The following is a 17161-nucleotide window of genomic DNA, read 5'->3' as shown; positions in this document are numbered from 1 at the left end:
ATGGGTGCAGGACAAGGTCTCAGAAGCGGACATCGCGTCCCCGATCGCCATCGATAGCCCCATCTCGCGCGGGCGCCGCCAGGGAGGCCCTGCGCACCGAGAAACTCAAGAACTGCGAGCACCTGCTCTCGCTGGCCGACAAGCTCCAAGCCGAGAGCGCCGCCTTCCTGGTCCGCGCGAAGTAGGTGGAGGCCGATTGCGGTCGCGTCCCGGCCCAGCTGAACAGGGTCGAAAACCAACTCGATCGCTTTCGGGTCGAGGAATTCTTGGACCGCGCCATGCGCGAGATCTCCGAAATCGTACCCGAACTCCGGCCCTGGACCATGCGCGGCGCAGACCTCCGCACGGAGCCGCTCACCCGCGCCACTCCCACGTAGAAGATGGACTTGCGCGTCTTCCACAATCACTACTTCGAGGCTCAGGACGAGCGCCGCGACGCACGAAGGACCGGCTGAAGCTCAGCGTCACCAATCTGCGGAAGGTCCGGCCGGCCACATGACCGCCTCGAACAAGGCCGCCCCCTAATCCTCGACGCTTGTCCTACCCAATGGCCGGCCTCACCTACAGCCACATGGCCAGTGAGTTCGACGTCATCATCGTAGGGGGAGGCGCCGCCGGCATCGGCGCGGCGCGGCAGCTTGCAGCGCACGGGAAGGCGGTGCTGCTGCTTGAGGCGTCGTCGCGCCTCGGTGGGCGCGCGTTCACGCAAGATTTTGGCGGGTACCCGCTCGACCTCGGCTGCGAATGGCTGCACTCGGGCGACCGGAACGCCTGGGTCGGCATCGCCGAGGCGTCAGGTTTCACGGTCGACCGCAGCGACCCTCCTTGGACCAAGGCGCACCCCGGCATCGTCCAAGACGAGGACGAGCGGGAGGCGGCGCAGAGGGCGTTCCAAGACTGGAACGAGCGGCTTCCTCACGTCGCTCGTGGCAGCGACCGCGCCAGCGATGCGCTTGAACCCGGCGGCGTTTGGAACGCCTACGTGCGGGCCATCGCCGGCTTCATGAGCGGGGTCGCACCCGAGGAGATCTCCGCCAGCGATTACCTGGCCTACGACACGGCCTCGACCGGTCGGAACTGGAACGTGCCTCTCGGCTACGGCACCCTGGTCGCAGCAAGCCTGCCGTCCACAGTGACGCTGCGTTTGGCCACTCCCGTCGAGCGGATTGACCTGACGGCGGACGGCGTCGCCGTCTCGACGCGCGCTGGCACCGTCCGCGCCGGGGCGGCAATCCTCACAGTCTCGACCGCGGTCCTGGGCGGCGACGCCATCCGCCTGCCTTCCGGGACCGAACCCTGGCGCGAGGCAGCCGCCGCCCTGCCGCTCGGGTACAACGAGAAGGTCTTCCTGGAGATCGGGCGCGATGCCGCGTTCGAGCCGGACGCGCATGCCTACGGGAATTTGCGCGACCCGAGGTCTGCCTCCTACTCGATCAGGCCCAACGGCTGGCCGATCATCGAGGCGTTCCTCGGAAGCGACGGAGCTCGCATCCTGAAGGAGGAGGGCCCAGCTGCCGGGTTCGCGTACGTGTCCGCTCAGTTGGTCGCGCTGTTCGGGACAACGGTGGCCTCGGCCATCCGTCCGCTCGCCGCGACGTCGTGGAGCCTGATGGCGTCCATCGGCGGCGCGTATAGCTGCGCACTGCCGGGCCGATCACAGGCGCGGGCACGGCTGGCCCGGCCCTTCGAGGACCGGCTCTTCTTCGCCGGCGAGGCCACGCATCCCTTGGACTTCACAACCGCCCACGGGGCCCACGACAGCGGACAGAGGGCTGCCGACGAGGTCCTGGCGTCGCTTCGGGACAGGCACCGCCTCGGAGGACGAGACCCGCTCGCCGCCGCGTGAGGGCGCGCGGCCTGGCAGCCACCTCAGCCGCGGTAGCGCAGCGCCTCGACCGGTGCGGCCCGCGCCGGTTCCGGATCGCGGCGGTTCGGGTCGTAGAGGTGATATAGGCGGGGATCGGCTCGCACCAGTCGTCCGGGACCCGGACAAGCGTCCTGGCCTCCAGGTGCGCCCGCAGCCCGTCGTCGGAGAGGTAGGCGTTCCTGAAACCATCCAGTGCAGCCTGCAGCAGCGGCGCCACGGTGTTGAACACCGATCAACCGTCGACCCAAACCCGCACCTCGCGCCCGTCCTTCTCGAACTCCCATGCGTAGAAGCTGGCGGGGCCGCGACAGCGGCCATGCGCACGTTCGCGGAGGAGGTGCACGACCTGCTGCTGGAAGGTGATCCATTCTGGGTCGACGCCGCCCGCGAAAACCGAGTTGGCGTCGTTGTAGGGCATCACGCCGTCCGCGCCCTGCAGCATCAGCATGGGCACCGGCGAGCGGAGCGGGATCGAGGTCGCCGTCCTGAGACTCTGGGGCCAGATATCGACCAAGCCGAGCTGGGTGCTGGACCAATCCCGCGACGCAATGAGACGCCCGTATGAGCCTTCGGCGAGAAGGCTTAACACGGAATGCTTCGGCCAGGGCGCCGGCCACGGTCGGCCCTCCCGTCAGGGCGTTGGTCAGCGGGGGAGATTTAACCCAGGGCACCGCGGAATTTCGTCAGGATCGTCCCGCGTTACGCCCTCAGACGCGTGGAACGTGCGCGCTCCAAGGAGGCTGCCCTGCGACGCTCCTCGCGCAAAGCCTCGATGGTCGGCTGCCACCAGCCGCGTGCGGTCTCGTCAGGACCCGCTTCCTCCCGCGCGGGCCAGGCCTGGACCAACTCGTCGTGCGTCGGCCTGCGCCGCGCCGCCCAGACCAGCGCGCCGGCTCCTGCCGCAACCCCCGGATAGAAGCGGGCGGCAACCGAGGGCTCGACGACCTCGCCGGTGACCGCCTCGAACACCAGGCAGCCCACATAGGTCTGCAGCACGCGCCCAAGCGGCGGCAGCGCGTCCTCTGGCACGGGGTAGCGGTTGCGGCGACGTTCGGCGGCCTCGGCCAGTCTGTCCGCGTGCTCGGGGGAGGCCCTGCGGCTCGCCTCGCGCTTCCGCCGCTCCTCGGGCTCGGCTTGGCGCGCAGCGTCCTCGATGGCGGGCCAGCGCCTGCGCAGCTCTTCCAAGGACCGGAACGGCACGCGCCACGCCTTCGATGCCGGGTCCCATCGCGCCCAGGGCACCATCCGCAGCTCGGCTACGACGGCGCGGGAGTACGGCGTCCGCACCACTAAGTCTTGGGCGGCCTCCAAGTAGGGGCTCGCGAGCGGCTCGAAGGCGAAGGCATCGCGGCCGCGCTCGTCGGCATGGGCGAGCACGCCCGGCCACTCGCGGCTCGACCAGGCGTTCAGGCGCCGCTCCGCGGTGGCACCCGGCACGAACCAGGCGCCCAGGTCGTCGCGCCACCGCGCGCGGGGGAACGCCGCACGGAACCGCTCCACGGTCATCCGGTCATACGGGAAGGCCGCCCTTGCCCCAGGCACACCGTCGCCGGCCTCCTGCTGCGTCGCGCTGAACTGCACCGTCTCGCCGGCCACCGATCGACCTCTGTGCCCTCTCGGCCGAACCGCCTTTCCGGGCGGATGAAGTGCAAGTTCCGGCAAGAGCCACCAGTTCCCGCGTCGCCTGCCTCGATGTCCCGGGGACCGAATGGCGCGGCGCGGGTTGCTCGTCAGGGGTGCGCATCCGCGGGTCCCGATGCCGGTCTACTACTTCGACTTATGCGCGCGAGGGCGCCTGGAGGCTGATGAAGACGGGCTCGAACCGGCGAGCGCCGAAGAGGCCTACCTGGAGGCATGCGCCGCCATTCCGCCAGTGGCGGCCGAGCTGCTAAGCGCCGGCGACCATCCCAGGCGGTACAACTTCGTCGTGACGAACGAAGTAGGGCAGGTCCTGTTCGAGATCCCGTTCCGCGAGATCCTCGACAGGTAGCGCCCGGGGAACCGCTTCGAAGCCGGTGCCATCAGCCCTCGACGGCGGCGGAACGCTTACGGCCGGGTTCCGGCTCGGCCGCCCGCGCGTCGGACGCTTGGGGGAAGGTCACCGAGACGACAGTGCCGGGCCGGCCCTCATCGGGCTCGACAGTGAGCTGCCCGCCGAGTTGCTGCGCCATCGATTGAACCAGGCGGCGGCCAATGCCTCCGGCGCGGGGCGCCCGCTCCGGGTCGAAGCCGATGCCATCGTCCTTCACACGCAGCAGGAACTCCGGCCCTCGGCGCACAAAGGACACGCTCACGGTGCCAGAGCGCTCATCGGGGAAGGCGTACTTCAGCGCGTTGGTCACCGCCTCGTTGATGATCAGGCCGACCGCCACCGCTTGATCGTGCGGGAGCGAGTGGGGCTCGGCCCTGACCTCCACCGCGACGGGGCGCAGGTCCACGAGTGAGGCCTGCAGGTCGGCGCAGAGCTCTTCGATGAACTCCCGCGTGTTCACCTCCGCGGCGGCGCCGGGCCCGATGCGTAGCCGGTCGTGCACGCGGGCCATGACCTGAACCCGGTTGGTCGTGTTGACGAGCATGGTCTTGGCCGCACCATCGCCAATCCGACGCTCCTGCGTGCGAAGCAGGGAGGCGACGATGGTGAGGTCGTTCTTGAAGCGGTGGACAGCCTCACGCAGGAACAGGTCCTTCTGCTCCTCCGCCGCGCACGCCCGTTGCTCGGCCGCACGGGCCTCGTGCTCGGCACACCGGGTCCGGTGGAGTGACCTGCGCAACTCCTCGACCAGGGCCGCCAGGAAGAGGCTGAAGATCAAAAACGCCAACCAGGCGAACTGGTCGCGCGGTTGCGCGATCCAGAAGCTGTCCCAAGGCTCGAGGCGCAGCGTGACCAGGACGGCCGCGGCGACCGCCGCGACGTAGCCGGCCCGATGGTTGAACAGGACTGCCGACAGGAACACGGCCGGGAAGTAGAAGAAGAACGGGTAGACCTGCATCGACGGCCATGCCCAACGGCCAGCGGCGTAGGCCACTCCGACAATGACAAGGGCGGCCAGATAGCCAACCCAGCGCGACCGCCGGTGCAGCATCTGCTCAGTGATGAGCCCCCACATCGGTTCCGCGCCATAGCCCCCGGCGGCGCAAGCGCAGCCGCCAAGCCAGAATACTGAGAGCTTGAGCGCATGGCCAGCACAGTAATCGAGGCGCAGGCCGGCAGATTCCTAAGCCGACATCACCGCGCCGTAGGACGAGTAGGCCCAGCGTACGAGAGTTCGGTCAGGACCAGGCGAAGAAGCGTGTCGTAACCGTGAGGCTTCGGCCGGTTCCAGACACTTGGAGGCAGCGCATGCGCGGAATCTCCGCGTAACCCGAAGGTGATGACAGGCACTGCCCGCCACCGTTCGTGAACGATGTGGGCGAGCGCCAGGCCATCCTTATCGCCCCGATTGCCTCTTCGGCGGAGCGCGCGCACCGCTGGGGTCGTTGCGACTGTCGCCTCGCTCATGCTCGGGCTCTGGCAGGTACACCCGGCGCTGCGGCGGCGGCGCCACGGCAAAGCGGGGTAAGGGGTTCACCCGACGGCCGCTCGCCGCGCCCGACGTCGCGGTGCTTACCAAGGTCGGGGCCTTGCGGCACGCCGCCGCGTTGTGTGACCTGATCCTACAGGCCACAGCCCCTCATGCCCGTCCGCAAATCCGTCACCATCTCTCTCAGCCCGGAGCTGTTCGCCGTCGCCGAGCGGCTGCTCGCGTCGGGCCGTTACGGCAACATGAGCGAGGTGATGCGCACGGCCCTTCGGCTTCTCGAAGAGCGCGAACTCGCTTTCAAGGCCCACCGCGAAACCATATCTGCGCCGCACGAGGCCTGAACCGGTGAGCGACAGCCTAGCTTTCTTAGCGGGTGGCGGCGAGGCCGCCCGCATGATCCGCGAGCGCGATTGGTTGAACCACCCGCTCGGGCCACCCCATACTTGGCCGGCAGAGCTTCGCACAGCACTCAGCCTGGTGCTGAACTCGCCGGAATCCATGCTCTTGGCCTGGGGCCCGGACCTCACATTCTTCTTCAACGACACCTATGCGCCCCTGCTCGGGCCGCGGCGGCCCTGGGCTATGGGCGAGCGCTTCGACGTGGTCTGGGCCGACGCGTGGGACCAAGCCAAGCCCATCGTCGACGACGCCTTCGCGGGCCGAAGCTCGCGCTTCAACGACCTGCCCTGGAAGCTCGACACCGACCGCGGTCCGGCCGAGACCTGGTTCTCGTTCTCCTACTCGCGCGTGCTCGACTGCGAGGGCCGAATCGCGGGCCTCTTCGTCTTCACCAACGAGACCACCGCGCGGGTCCTGGCCGACCGGGCCCTCCGCGAGAGCGAAGAGCACTTCCGCCAGACGGTCGAGCTCAACCCGCAGGTGCCTTGGACCTGTGACCCGCAAGGCAACATCACCTCCCACTCGCACCGCTGGCTCGAGCTTACAGGCCAGGCACCGGGTGAGCCGGACGGCACCGGCTGGACCAAGGCGCTCCACCCCGAAGACCTGGGGCCGACGGCGGCCGTGTTCGCGGAACGCCTGGCGTCGGGCGAGCCCGTGGATGTCGATTACCGCATCCGCATCGCCGCCACCGGCGAGTACCGCTGGCAGCGTGCCCGCGCCTACCCGCGCCGTGACGAGGCCGGCACGGTCATCCGTTGGTACGGCGTCGTCGAGGACGTGCACGACCGCAGGCTTGCCGAGGCGGCCCTGCGCGCGAGCGAGGCCGAGATGCGCCTCGTCGCCGATGCGTTGCCCCTGCTGGTCTCCTTCGTGGATCGCTCCCTGACCTACCGCTTCGCGAACCATGCCTACCGCGACTGGTTCGACCGCGCGCCTGAGGAAGTGGTCGGTCGAACCATCCCCGACCTGGTTGATGAGGCGGGCTTCCGGGCTCGCTTGCCCCACATCGAGCGGGCGCTCTCCGGTTCGCCGGTTCGCCTGGACCTAGCTTGGCCGTGGCCGGACGGAAGGCGCCGCATCGCCGACATCCGCTACGAGCCGCGCCGCGACGCCAGGGGCGCGGTCGACGGCTTCTACGTGTTCGTCCAGGACGTCACCGCCCAGCGCGACGCCGAGGCGGGGCTGGCCGCCGAGCGAGACCGCCTCTGGGATCTCAGCGAGGACCTGCTCGTCAACGCCGACTACGAGGGTCGGCTCCTTCGGGTGAGTCCGTCATGGACCGTTCTGCTCGGCCACGACGAGGAGACGCTGCTGACCCGGCCTTATGCCGAGATCGTCCACCCCGACGACTTTCCCGTCGTGATGAAGTCGCTGCTCGACATGCGGACGACGGGCCGGCCAGTCCGGTTCGAGGACCGGGTGAAGGCCGCCGACGGGACCTGGCGCTGGATCGCCTGGAAGCTGGCGCCGGAGCCTGGCGGCGAGCGGCTGACGGGCATCGGTCGCGATGTCACCGTCGAGAAGGAGGCTGCGGAGGAGCGCGCCCGCCTCGAAGAACAGCTGCGGCAGGCGCAGAAGATGGAGGCGGTCGGCCAGTTGACCGGCGGCTTGGCGCATGACTTCAACAACCTGCTCGCCGGCATCTCCGGCTCGCTGGAGCTGATGCAGACCCGGATGAGCCAGGGCCGCCTGTCCGACCTCGACCGCTACATGACGGCGGCGCAGGGTGCCTCGAAGCGCGCCGCAGCGCTCACCCACCGCCTGCTCGCCTTCTCGCGGCGCCAGACCCTCGACCCGAAGCCCACCGACGTGAACGCCCTCGTCCATGGCATGGAGGAGCTGATCCGGCGCACGGTCGGTCCTGCCATCGAGGTCGAGGTGGTCGGCGCCTCCGGCCTGTGGCCGGCACTGGTCGACCCGCACCAGCTTGAGAACGCGCTGCTGAACCTCTGCATCAACGCACGCGACGCGATGCCGGAGCGTGGCCGTATCACCGTCGAGACGGCCAACAGGTGGCTCGACACCTACGCGGCCAGGAAGCACGACATCCCGCCGGGACAGTACCTGTCGCTCTGCGTGACCGACACAGGGACCGGTATGACCCCGGACGTCATCGCCAAGGCGTTCGACCCGTTCTTCACGACCAAGCCCATCGGGCAGGGCACCGGCCTCGGGCTGAGCATGATCTACGGCTTCGCCAAGCAATCGGGCGGGCAGGTGCGCATCTATTCCGAAATCGGCGAGGGCACGACCGTCCGCATCTACCTGCCGCGCCACCGCGGTGCATTGGACGAAGACGACCCGCTGGCGGGTTTTGGGGAGGTGCAGCGTGCCGAGCAGGGCGAGACGGTCCTGGTGGTCGACGACGAGCCGACCGTGCGCATGCTGGTGACCGAGGTGCTTGAGGATCTGGGCTACACGGCCATCGAAGCGGCCGACAGCGCCTCGGGGCTGAAGGTGCTGCAATCGGACGTGCGCATCGACTTGCTGATCACCGACGTGGGGTTGCCCGGTGGCATGAACGGGCGGCAGATGGCGGATGCCGGCCGCGAGCGCCGGCCCGACCTGAAGGTGTTGTTCATCACCGGCTACGCCGAGAACGCAGTGGTCGGCAACGGCCACCTGGAGCCCGGCATGGCCGTGCTGACCAAGCCCTTCGTGGTCGAGACGCTGGGCGTGCGCATCCGCGAGATGATCGCACATGGCTGATGCCGAACGGCCAAGCCTCCCCGAGGCGGCGCCCTCCCGGTCGATGAGGGCCGCCGCGCGGGCCCGGTGGATCGCGCGGGCCTGCGGCATCATCGGCGCGGGCGTGTCCCTGATCGTTCTCGCCGGCTGGTGGCTCGACGTGCCGGCGATGCGGCGCCTCATCCCCGGCCAGCCGCCGATGGTCGTCCTCACCGCGCTCGGCACCCTCCTGCTCGGGGCGGCCTTGCTGTTCGCGGCCCGGCGCGACGGCGCGCGGGTTAGCCGTCGCGTCGGGCGGGGCCTTGCCGGCGCGGCCGCGGCCACCGCGCTCGGCGGGGGACTGCAATACGCCCTGTCAGGAAGCTTCCGCCTCGACGACTTCGTCCAGCGGCTTGTGTTCGCGCCGCTGGCACCCGGCAGCGGCATGGCCCTGGCAACCGCCGTCGGCCTCGTCGGCGCGGCTTCGGGCCTCATCCTCCAGGATGCCCGGAGCCGTCACCTCCGTCGCATTGGCACCGCCGCGGCCATGCTCGCCTTCGTCGTCGCGGCGGTTGGCGGCCTCGGCTACGCATACGGCCTCGGCGCCTTCCACCAGGGTGGCCCGTTCTCCCGCATGGCGCTTCTCACCGCGCTGACGCTCGGCACGCTGTCGCTCGGGGTGCTCCTCAGCCGCCCCAACCGGCCGTGGGTGGCGACCGCGCTCGGCGGGGGCGAGGCCGGGCCCATGACCCGCCACCTGCTGCCGGCGACCGTGGTCGCGCCGCTGGTGCTCGGCCTGCTGCAACTCCATGCCGTCCGTGCAGGCCTGCTGGAGGCCGAGACCGGGACGGCCCTCCTCGTCATCGTCCTGGCGCTCTGGCTCGCCGCCCTGACCGCCCGGCTGGCCCGGAACATCGAGCGACGCGCCGTGGCCGACCGGCATCTCCGCGACGCCCTGCAGGGCATGAATGAGACCTTTGAGCGTCGGGTCGAGGAGAGGACCCGCGAACTCGCCGAGGCGCAGGACGCGCTGGTTCAGGCCCAGAAGATGGAGGCCATCGGGCAACTGACGGGAGGCGTGGCGCACGATTTCAACAACCTGCTCACCATCATCCGCTCGTCCATCGACTTCCTGCGCCGGCCCGAACTCTCGGCAGAGCGCCGCACCCGCTACATGGACGCGGTCTCCGACACGGTGGAGCGGGCGGCGAAGCTGACCGCGCAGCTTCTCGCCTTCGCCCGGCGCCAGGCGCTCACGCCGGAGGTGTTCGACGCCGGCGAGCGCCTCGCGGCCGTGGCCGCCATGCTCGATTCCCTCACGGGCGCGCGCATCCGCATCGTGACGGAGAAGCCCGAAACCCCCTGCTTCGTGCGGGCCGACGCCAGCCAATTTGAGACCGCGCTGGTGAACCTCGCGGTGAATGCGCGCGACGCCATGGCGGGCGAGGGCACGCTGACCATCGCGTTGACTTGCAACCGCCAGAAGCCGACGATCCGCGGCCACGCAGCCTCCGCGAACGGTTTCGTGGTGGTGGCAGTCACGGACACGGGTTCCGGCATCCCGCCGGAGCAGCTCGGGCGGATCTTCGAGCCGTTCTTCACCACCAAGGAGGTGGGCAAGGGCACCGGGTTGGGGCTCAGCCAGGTCATCGGCTTCGCCAAGCAGTCCGGCGGCGACGTCGACGTGGCGAGCGTCCTCGGGCGCGGCACCAGCTTCACGCTCTACCTGCCCCAGGCGGACGCGGACGAGGGCGCGGCGAGGGACGCGGCGGAGCCGGAGGGCGTGCCGGTCGAGGATGCCGACCAGTGCATCCTGGTGGTGGAGGACAACGTCGAGATCGGTCGCTTCTGCACGCAGATCCTGCACGATCTCGGCTACGGCACCGTCCTGACCCAGACCGCGGAGGCAGCGCTCGCCGAGATCGAGGCGGTGCCCTTCCGCTTCGACGCGGTCTTCTCGGACGTGGTGATGCCCGGCATGGGCGGAATTGAGCTCGCAAAGACGCTGCGGGAGCTCCACCCTGAGATGCCGGTGATCCTCACATCCGGCTACAGCCACGTGCTGGCGCAGGACGAAGTCCACGGGTTCGAGCTCGTGCGCAAGCCCTACTCAGCCGAGCAGGTCGGCAAGGTCCTGCGGACTGCCATCACGCGCATGCCGAAGGTTCGAGCAGCCCCCTCGGAGGCGTAGGCCCCGAAAGTCGGCACAGGGGCGCCGCCGTCAGCCGCGAGGTGGCCTGATCCCGAGGGCCCGAATGATGCCGTAGGTCGCCACCGCCGAGGCAAGGGACAAGCCGCCGACATACAGGAAGCCGTGCGGATCGTCGGCAAACGGCAGACCCTTTACGTTCATGCCGAACAGCCCAGTGAGAAAGGTAGGAGGCAAGAACAGGGCCGAGAGGACGGACAGCACGTAGAGTTGGCGGTTGCTCTCCTCGGCTACGCGGGCGGCCACCTCCTCCTGCAGCAACCGGGCGCGCTCGGCGAGCGCGGTCACGTCCCGGTCGAGGGCATCCAGCCGCTGTGCCAGCCGCGCCGCCACTGCGACCGCCGGCCCGTGCAGGTCCGGGGCGGCGTCCTCTTCCAGCCGGTGGAAGACTGCGGCAAGCCCGAGCAGTTGCCTGTGCAGGCGCACGGTGCTCCGCCGGATCGGGCCCAAGCGCCTGCGGTCGTCGCGCACGCGCCCGTCGAGCACACGGTCCTCGATCCCGTCGACCTCGTCCGAGAGTCGCTGGCCCGTCGCCGCCATGGAAGCGACCACGTAGCCAACCATCGTCTCCAGGAGCAGCACGGGCGAAAGAATCGGATGCCCCTGCTCGGCGGTGGCGCGGGTGGCATCCGGGCTCTCCGCCGGGCCCCAGCGTCCGCTCACCAGCGAGCGCGGCCCCATCACGAAGTGCAGGCGACCCGAGGCGTCCGGCCTGGCTCCGGGCCGGGCCAAGTCGGCAACCACACCGCCGACGTGGCCGTCCGCGACGGTGACGCGCTGGTGCTCGTCAGGACGGAAGACAGCCTCGGCAAGGTGCTGCGGCCCGACATGCCCGGCGTCGATCAGTGGCCCGAGCTCGGCCACCTTCAGGTCGAAGTGAAGCCAGAGGAAGCCGGCACCGAAGGCACCCAGGTCGGGGAGCGCCTCGTCAGGTTGGAGGCGGTGGCCGCAGCCCCGCTCGTTGAAGGACATCGCCCAGAGCAGGCCGGGCGGCGAGGCGCCTTGCGACATGGTCATCGCGGGTCGGACCGGCCGGCTCAGTCGCTCGCGAACGCCACAAGCGCGAAGGTGCCGGCGATGGCGAGACGGCGGGCGATGAGAAGGGCGGGAAGGGTCATCGTGAGCGTCCGCGACTGAGGTCTCCTCAACGGCCAGCGGCTGCGGTTCGTTGCGGGGGGGTAGGTGGCGGACGCATCGGCTGTGGACGCGGAGGCACGCGGCGAATGCCGCCATGCGTCGGCGGCCGGCCGGAGGAACGCCCCTAGCCTGCGAGGGTTGTTGCTCCCGGACCCGCCATCTTTGCCGGGTCGCGGAAGGGGACGTGATGGCGGCCGATCCGAAGCCATTGAAGCTGTGGGACCGCGACAAGGGCAAGGCGGTCGAGGAGTTCATGCCCGACCACCAGACAACCTATGAGACGAGGCCGCTGCGCGCCCCGGGGCAGTGGCTGCGCGCGACACCTCTCTTCGACAAGCTCTACGCACTCTACCAGGACGCGCCCTGGACGAGACGTAGCATCGACCCGTTCGTGCGCGAGTACCACATCGACATGAGCGAATTCGAGGAGCGCCGGTACCGCTCCTACGCCGACTGGTTCGTGCGCGAGTTCAAGCCCGGCAAGCGCCACTTCCCCGAGGATCCGGGCACGATGGGCGCGCCGGCCGAGGCGCGCTACTTCGGCTGGGAGCGGTTCGGCCCCGAGCAGCGCTTCCCGGTCAAGGGCCAGTCACTCGCGGCAGCGGACATCCTCGGCAATGCCGAGCGAGCCAGGCCCTTCCTCGGCGGGCCCGTCCTGCTGATGCGGCTCTCGCCGGTCGACTACCACCACGTTCACTACCCCGACGACGGGCGGACGCTGGACCACGAGCGATTGGGGCGCAGCATCTGGACCGTGTCGTGGACGGCCGTGCAGAACAAGCCGGACATCTACATCCGCAACGAGCGTCAAGTGAATATCCTGGAGACCGAGAACTTCGGCCGGCTCGGCTTCGTCGAGTTCGGCGCACTCACGGTCGGACGCATCGTGCAGCGTCACCCGCTCGACCGGCCGTTCCGGCGCGGGGAGCAGAAGTCGGTGTTCAAGTTCGGCGGTTCGGCAGTGGCCATCTTCGGTGAGCCCGGCGCGTGGCGGCCAGCGGATGACATCCGGGAGCACACGCCGCAGGGCATGGAGACCATCGTGCGCCTGGGCGAACCCGTCGCAATAAGCCTCAGAAGTGCGTAGTACGCGCCCCGGGTGTGTCTTCGGAACCCGACGTGGCGGTGGTCGATTGCTGCATCCCGGCACCGTTGGACCTCGTTGCGTATGTCCCTGTCGAAGAAAGTGAAGGTTGGCCTCGACGAGACCCGCATCCTCATCCTCGGGTCGCAGATCCTGCTTGGCTTCCAGTTCCAAGGCGCCTTCCGCCCAACGTTCGAGCGCCTGCCGTTCCATGACCGCGTGGTCTGGGTCGCGGCGCTTGCCCTCATTACCCTGACCATCGCGCTGCTCATCACCCCCTCGATCCAGCACCGGATGGTGGAGGGCGGGCGGGACACCAAGCGCCTTCTCGGCGTGATTGGGCGCTATGCCGGCCTCGCGCTCGCACCCTTCGCGCTTGCGTTCGGGGCCGACCTGTTCCTGGCCGCGGAGCCGGTTCTGGGGCTCGGCCCCGGCGCCGTCGTCGGCCTCGTGGCCTGCGGGCTCGCTCTCCTCTTCTGGTACGGGCTGGAAGCGCTCAAGGCGCGGACCATCGGAGACAAGGAGCGCAACATGACGCGCCAGGAGCCCGAGCACGAGCACACCACGCTGGAGACCAAAATCGAGCAGATGCTGACCGAGACGCGCGTGGTGCTTCCCGGCGCCCAGGCGCTCCTCGGCTTCCAGCTGGTGATCACCTTCTCCGAGGCGTTCGAGAAGCTGGCCTTCCCCGCGAAGGTCGTGCACTTGGCGGCGCTCGGCTTCCTGGTCCTGACGGTGGTCTGGCTGATGGCCCCGGCGGCCTTCCACCGCATCGTCTATGCGGGCGAGGACACGCCGGAGTTTCACGCGCTGGGCAGCCGTTTCCTGCTCGCGTCCAGCGCCACCCTGGCGCTCGGCATCTCGGCTGACCTCGGGGTCGTGGTTGCGAAGGTCGTCGCGTCGGACACGGCCGGAATCGTCGCGGCCGTCGCGTCACTCGCGCTGCTCGTCGGCCTCTGGCACGTGTACCCGGCCCTGCTGCAACGGAGGCACGGCGTCACCGATTGAGTGGCAGCCACCGCATGCTCGCGGCCGCTGTGCCCGCGACAGCGCCACGTCCGGCCTGTGCAGAGTGAGCTCAAGCACCGCCCATGAGACGTTGAGTGTTGGCCGCGACGAGCTCCGACGAGCTCCCGGCAGCGCGCGACGACCTGGCCGTGAGAGCCGCCGGTCAGGAGCGTGGTGCCGGCTCCGGCTCCCCTCGCTCAAGCGGCGTGCCTGCCGGCGTAGCAGCGGCAGTGCTGCAGGTAGCCGACCTCGTGGCGGCCGGCGAGCTCGACCACAGCCAGGACGGCGCCTCCTCGCCGCGCGTCCCAGGCCAGCAGCACTCGAAGCATGTGCCCCGCGGCAGCACACTGGATACAGCGCCTTTCCTCGACGAGGATGCGGTGCATCACGGCGATCTGCCCGGCCGGCCCGCCGAAGGAGTGCGCCCCGATGCGCGCCGAGATCTGCACGGCCTCGGCCAGGGTTACGGGCAGCGGCGCTTCGGGGCGGCGCCGGGGCAGAGGAATCCGACCACGGCGGCACCTCGCATCAATGACCGTCGCCGTCCCTCACGACGGGACAGCTTTCATCCTTCGCCCAGTCCGAGAAGCTGAGGTAGTAGGCATCCACCTGGGTGAAGCCGGCCTGCACGGCGGCCAGGGCGGCCAGCGCCGCACGCCCGCCGCCGTCGCAGTGGGTGACGATCCGCTCTCCGGGCCGGAAGCCGGCGCGCTCCAGCATGGCGCGCAGTTCCCCGGCCGGCTTCATCCGGCCCTCGGCCGTCAGCAGGTCGGCATGGCCGACCCGCCGCGCCCCGGGCAGGTGGCCCCCGCGCGCGTTGTTGCGCAGGTCGGCGCCGGCGAACTCGGCGGCCGTGCGCGCGTCGAAGATCTGGGTGCTGCCGTCGAGCCGGTCCCGGAGCTCTTGGCGGGTGACCAAGCCGACGGAAGCGTGGCTGGCCGGCGCCGGATCGAGGGCCGCCGGACTCGGCATCACCGGCATGCTGTCCATTTGGGCGCCGGGCTGGGCGGTCAGCGCAGGCCAGCCGCCATCGAGCACGGCGGCCGGCACCCGGAAATGCTGCAGGATGAACCACACGCGTGCGGCCTCGGTCATCCGGCCGTCGTCGTAGACCGCCACGGGCCGCCGACCGTCGACCCCGAGGTCGCCGATCAGCGTGCGCCAGTGCCCGTCCTCGGACAGGTCGGTGTTCGCCTGCTTGGCGGCCGTCTCCCAGTCGGAGACAGGCACGCGCGCCGCCCCCGGCCAATGGCCTTGCCCGTAATCCCTCTCGCTGCGGGCATCGAGCACCAGCCAGGACGGGTCGAGGGCGGCCGGGTCGAGCAAGGCTGACTGAGACATGGATACCGCTCCGGTCAGAGCAGGGCCAGGACGACACCACCCAAAGCCGTGAGTGCGACGACGACCCACGGCGGCACCCGGCCGACCGTGAGCAGCACGAACGCCAGTACGGCCACCGCGAAATCGCGCGGGTTGCCGACGGCACTCGTCCAGACGGGACTGTAGAGAGCGGAACCGAGGATGCCGACCACGGCGGCGTTGGTGCCGCGCATGGCCGCCTGGGCGAGCGGACGTGTCCGGAAGGCGTCCCAGTAGGGCAGCATGCCGTAGACCAGCAGCACCCCCGGCAGGAAGATCGCGACCAGCGCGATGGCCGAACCGATCACCCCGTGGGGCGCCGGTCCGGCGACGGCACCGAGATAGGCCGCGAACGTGAACAGCGGTCCGGGCACGGCCTGGGCGGCCCCGTAACCGGCGAGGAAGGTGCCGGGGCTGACCCAGCCCGGCGCGACCACCTCAGCCTGCAGCAGCGGCAGCACCACGTGGCCGCCGCCGAATACCAGGGCCCCGGAGCGGTAAAATGCGTCGAACAGCGCCAAGGCTTGGGATTGCAGGCCGGCGGCCAGCACTTGGGGGGCGACCAGGAGCAGGGCGAAGGCGCCCAGGGTCGCCGCGCCGGCCCGCCTGGAGACCGGGAAGGCGAGATGCCCGTCCTGCTCTTGCGCCGCCGCCCGGCAGAGCACGAGACCGGCGAGGGCGCCGAGGATGATGGACCCGAGCTGCCCGACCGAACCTACGACGAACACGGTGAGGAACAGTGCCGCAACCGCGATGCCGGCGCGTGGCCGATCCGGCGCCAGCGAGCGGGCCATGCCCCAGACCGCCTGCGCGACCACCGCGACGGCGACGAGCTTGAGGCCGTGGATCGCACCCTCGGCCACCGGGCCCGAAAGCGCGCTGGCGCCGTAGGCGAAGGCCAGAAGCAGCAGGGCCGACGGCACGGTGAAGCCCGTCCATGCGGCGAGACCGCCGAGAAGCCCGCCGCCCCGCAGCACGCCGAGCGAGAAGCCGACCTGGCTGGAAGCAGGCCCGGGCAGGAATTGGCAGAGCGCCACCAAGTCGGCATAGGCGCGCTCGTCCAGCCAGCGCCGCCGGGTGACCAGCTCGTCGCGGAAGTAGCCAAGATGCGCAATCGGGCCACCGAACGAGGTCAAGCCGAGCTTGAGGAAGGCGAGGAACACCTCCCCGATGGAGCCGGGCGAGCTTGTCGAAGCCGTATCGGTCCGTCCGGGCTCCGTGGACGACGGGGCATAGGTCATGGGCGACCTCGGTCTGGGCGTGTCGAGAGGAAGCGGGCGAGCAGGGCATCCAGGGACCAGCGTCCGGCACCGACGATGAGCAGGAACAACAGCCCCAACGTCATCGTCAGGTCGGCGCGCGCCTCGTGCTGAGCGCTCCAGAACCCAACCCGCTTGATGTCAGCCGGGAGATGGAAGGATCCGAGGTCATGCCCGAGCAGAATCGGCACCTTCGTGGAGACGAGCGCCACCGCCATCACGACTAGAAGCGGGACCGTAGCCGCACGGGTTGCCAGACCTACGACGATCAGAAGTCCACAGAGGGTCTCGACGACGCCGACGAAGGGTCCCATCAGTTCAGGATAGGGGATGCCGATCCTGGCGAAGCGTCCAGCACCGAGCACCTCGGGGTGGAGCAGCTTCTGCAGGCCTTCCGGAAAGAACACAACGAGACCCACCAGCAGGCGCACAAGGACGACCCACCCCGTCTCCTTGGTTTGCAGAAGGGCGTGCCAAACGCTCATCCCGTCACTTCCCTGTCAGGAGGGCGGCCGGCCCAGGACCGCCATGGATTCTCGCCTCGGAACGCGGTCGCACCCATCCGGATCGGAGCGGGACCCTACAGTATCGGCTTTCGATATGGGGAGCGAAGGGTTGGAACAAGGCTCCCACGCGGGCCTGTCCCGC

Annotated in this window: 14 protein-coding genes and 1 pseudogene; 7 read left to right on the top strand and 8 right to left on the bottom strand. The window is 69.8% G+C overall.

The genetic code is table 11. The features are described from left to right. The first annotated feature begins 571 nt into the window (after positions 1 to 571). Positions 572 to 1846 carry an FAD-dependent oxidoreductase gene (locus tag CIW48_RS18980; RefSeq protein WP_149312182.1) on the top strand — a complete coding sequence of 425 codons (1275 nt, stop codon included), beginning with the start codon at positions 572 to 574 and terminating at the stop codon, positions 1844 to 1846. A 253-nt stretch (positions 1847 to 2099) separates the two neighbouring features. Here CIW48_RS18980 and CIW48_RS33675 read toward each other — a convergent pair whose 3' ends face one another. Then, a complete protein-coding gene (locus CIW48_RS33675) occupies positions 2100 to 2456 on the bottom strand; it encodes a hypothetical protein (protein WP_197739358.1) in 357 nt (118 codons plus the stop codon). A 110-nt stretch (positions 2457 to 2566) separates the two neighbouring features. Then, positions 2567 to 3463, bottom strand: a complete 897-nt coding sequence (locus CIW48_RS18970; protein ID WP_149312151.1) for a hypothetical protein — start codon at positions 3461 to 3463, stop codon at positions 2567 to 2569. A 160-nt stretch (positions 3464 to 3623) separates the two neighbouring features. On the opposite strand from CIW48_RS18970, the gene CIW48_RS18965 reads away from it, so the two are divergent. Beyond that, entirely contained in the window at positions 3624 to 3857 is a 234-nt protein-coding gene (locus CIW48_RS18965; protein ID WP_149312150.1) for a hypothetical protein, read from the top strand. Between the two features lie 31 nt (positions 3858 to 3888). On the opposite strand, the gene CIW48_RS18960 is transcribed toward CIW48_RS18965, so the two are convergent. After that, positions 3889 to 4950: a histidine kinase dimerization/phosphoacceptor domain -containing protein gene (locus CIW48_RS18960; RefSeq protein ID WP_173009311.1), complete on the bottom strand. Its 1062-nt coding sequence runs from the start codon at positions 4948 to 4950 to the stop codon at positions 3889 to 3891. Between the two features lie 590 nt (positions 4951 to 5540). Between CIW48_RS18960 and CIW48_RS18955 the strand changes: the two genes are divergently transcribed. Genes CIW48_RS18955 through CIW48_RS18945 form a run of 3 tightly spaced genes read left to right on the top strand, consistent with a single transcriptional unit; the run spans position 5541 to position 10648 of the window. Beyond that, the gene (locus tag CIW48_RS18955) at positions 5541 to 5729 is read left to right on the top strand and encodes a type II toxin-antitoxin system ParD family antitoxin (RefSeq protein ID WP_149312148.1); all 189 of its coding nucleotides are present in this window, start codon (positions 5541 to 5543) and stop codon (positions 5727 to 5729) included. 4 nt (positions 5730 to 5733) lie between these two features. Then, entirely contained in the window at positions 5734 to 8499 is a 2766-nt protein-coding gene (locus CIW48_RS18950; protein ID WP_173009310.1) for a PAS domain S-box protein, read from the top strand. Next, on the top strand, positions 8492 to 10648 hold the full coding sequence (locus tag CIW48_RS18945) for an ATP-binding protein (protein WP_149312147.1): 2157 nt from the start codon (positions 8492 to 8494) through the stop codon (positions 10646 to 10648). The genes CIW48_RS18950 and CIW48_RS18945 overlap by 8 nt, the downstream gene beginning before the upstream one ends. A gap of 30 nt (positions 10649 to 10678) precedes the next feature. Here CIW48_RS18945 and CIW48_RS18940 read toward each other — a convergent pair whose 3' ends face one another. Continuing rightward, positions 10679 to 11683 (bottom strand): CorA family divalent cation transporter, encoded by a 1005-nt coding sequence (locus tag CIW48_RS18940; RefSeq protein ID WP_246695320.1) that lies wholly within the window; start codon positions 11681 to 11683, stop codon positions 10679 to 10681. A 307-nt stretch (positions 11684 to 11990) separates the two neighbouring features. On the opposite strand from CIW48_RS18940, the gene CIW48_RS18935 reads away from it, so the two are divergent. Together CIW48_RS18935 and CIW48_RS18930 are read left to right on the top strand one after the other, a co-directional pair. Next, positions 11991 to 12890, top strand: coding sequence for a phosphatidylserine decarboxylase (locus CIW48_RS18935; RefSeq protein WP_173009309.1), 900 nt, complete (start codon positions 11991 to 11993; stop codon positions 12888 to 12890). Between the two features lie 81 nt (positions 12891 to 12971). Beyond that, positions 12972 to 13895, top strand: a complete 924-nt coding sequence (locus tag CIW48_RS18930) for a DUF6328 family protein (protein WP_149312145.1) — start codon at positions 12972 to 12974, stop codon at positions 13893 to 13895. Positions 13896 to 14245: 350 nt separating this feature from the next. Here the strand turns inward: CIW48_RS18930 and CIW48_RS18925 are convergent. The 4 genes and pseudogenes from CIW48_RS18925 to CIW48_RS18910 all read right to left on the bottom strand — a co-directional run. Then, positions 14246 to 14401, bottom strand: a pseudogene (locus tag CIW48_RS18925) (chromate transporter); the annotation flags it as partial. Positions 14402 to 14423: 22 nt separating this feature from the next. Next, the gene (locus CIW48_RS18920; RefSeq protein WP_149312144.1) at positions 14424 to 15236 is read right to left on the bottom strand and encodes a rhodanese-like domain-containing protein; all 813 of its coding nucleotides are present in this window, start codon (positions 15234 to 15236) and stop codon (positions 14424 to 14426) included. 14 nt (positions 15237 to 15250) lie between these two features. Beyond that, positions 15251 to 16495: a chromate efflux transporter gene (gene chrA, locus CIW48_RS18915; RefSeq protein ID WP_149312143.1), complete on the bottom strand. Its 1245-nt coding sequence runs from the start codon at positions 16493 to 16495 to the stop codon at positions 15251 to 15253. Then, positions 16492 to 16998 carry a DoxX family protein gene (locus CIW48_RS18910; protein WP_149312142.1) on the bottom strand — a complete coding sequence of 169 codons (507 nt, stop codon included), beginning with the start codon at positions 16996 to 16998 and terminating at the stop codon, positions 16492 to 16494. Before CIW48_RS18910 ends, chrA begins: the two co-directional genes overlap by 4 nt. Between the last annotated feature and the right edge of the window lie 163 nt (positions 16999 to 17161).

It is taken from the genome of Methylobacterium sp. P1-11 (assembly GCF_008329595.1).
Taxonomy (GTDB): Bacteria; Pseudomonadota; Alphaproteobacteria; order Rhizobiales; family Beijerinckiaceae; genus Methylobacterium.
This window is presented reverse-complemented; position numbering and strand designations above follow the sequence as displayed.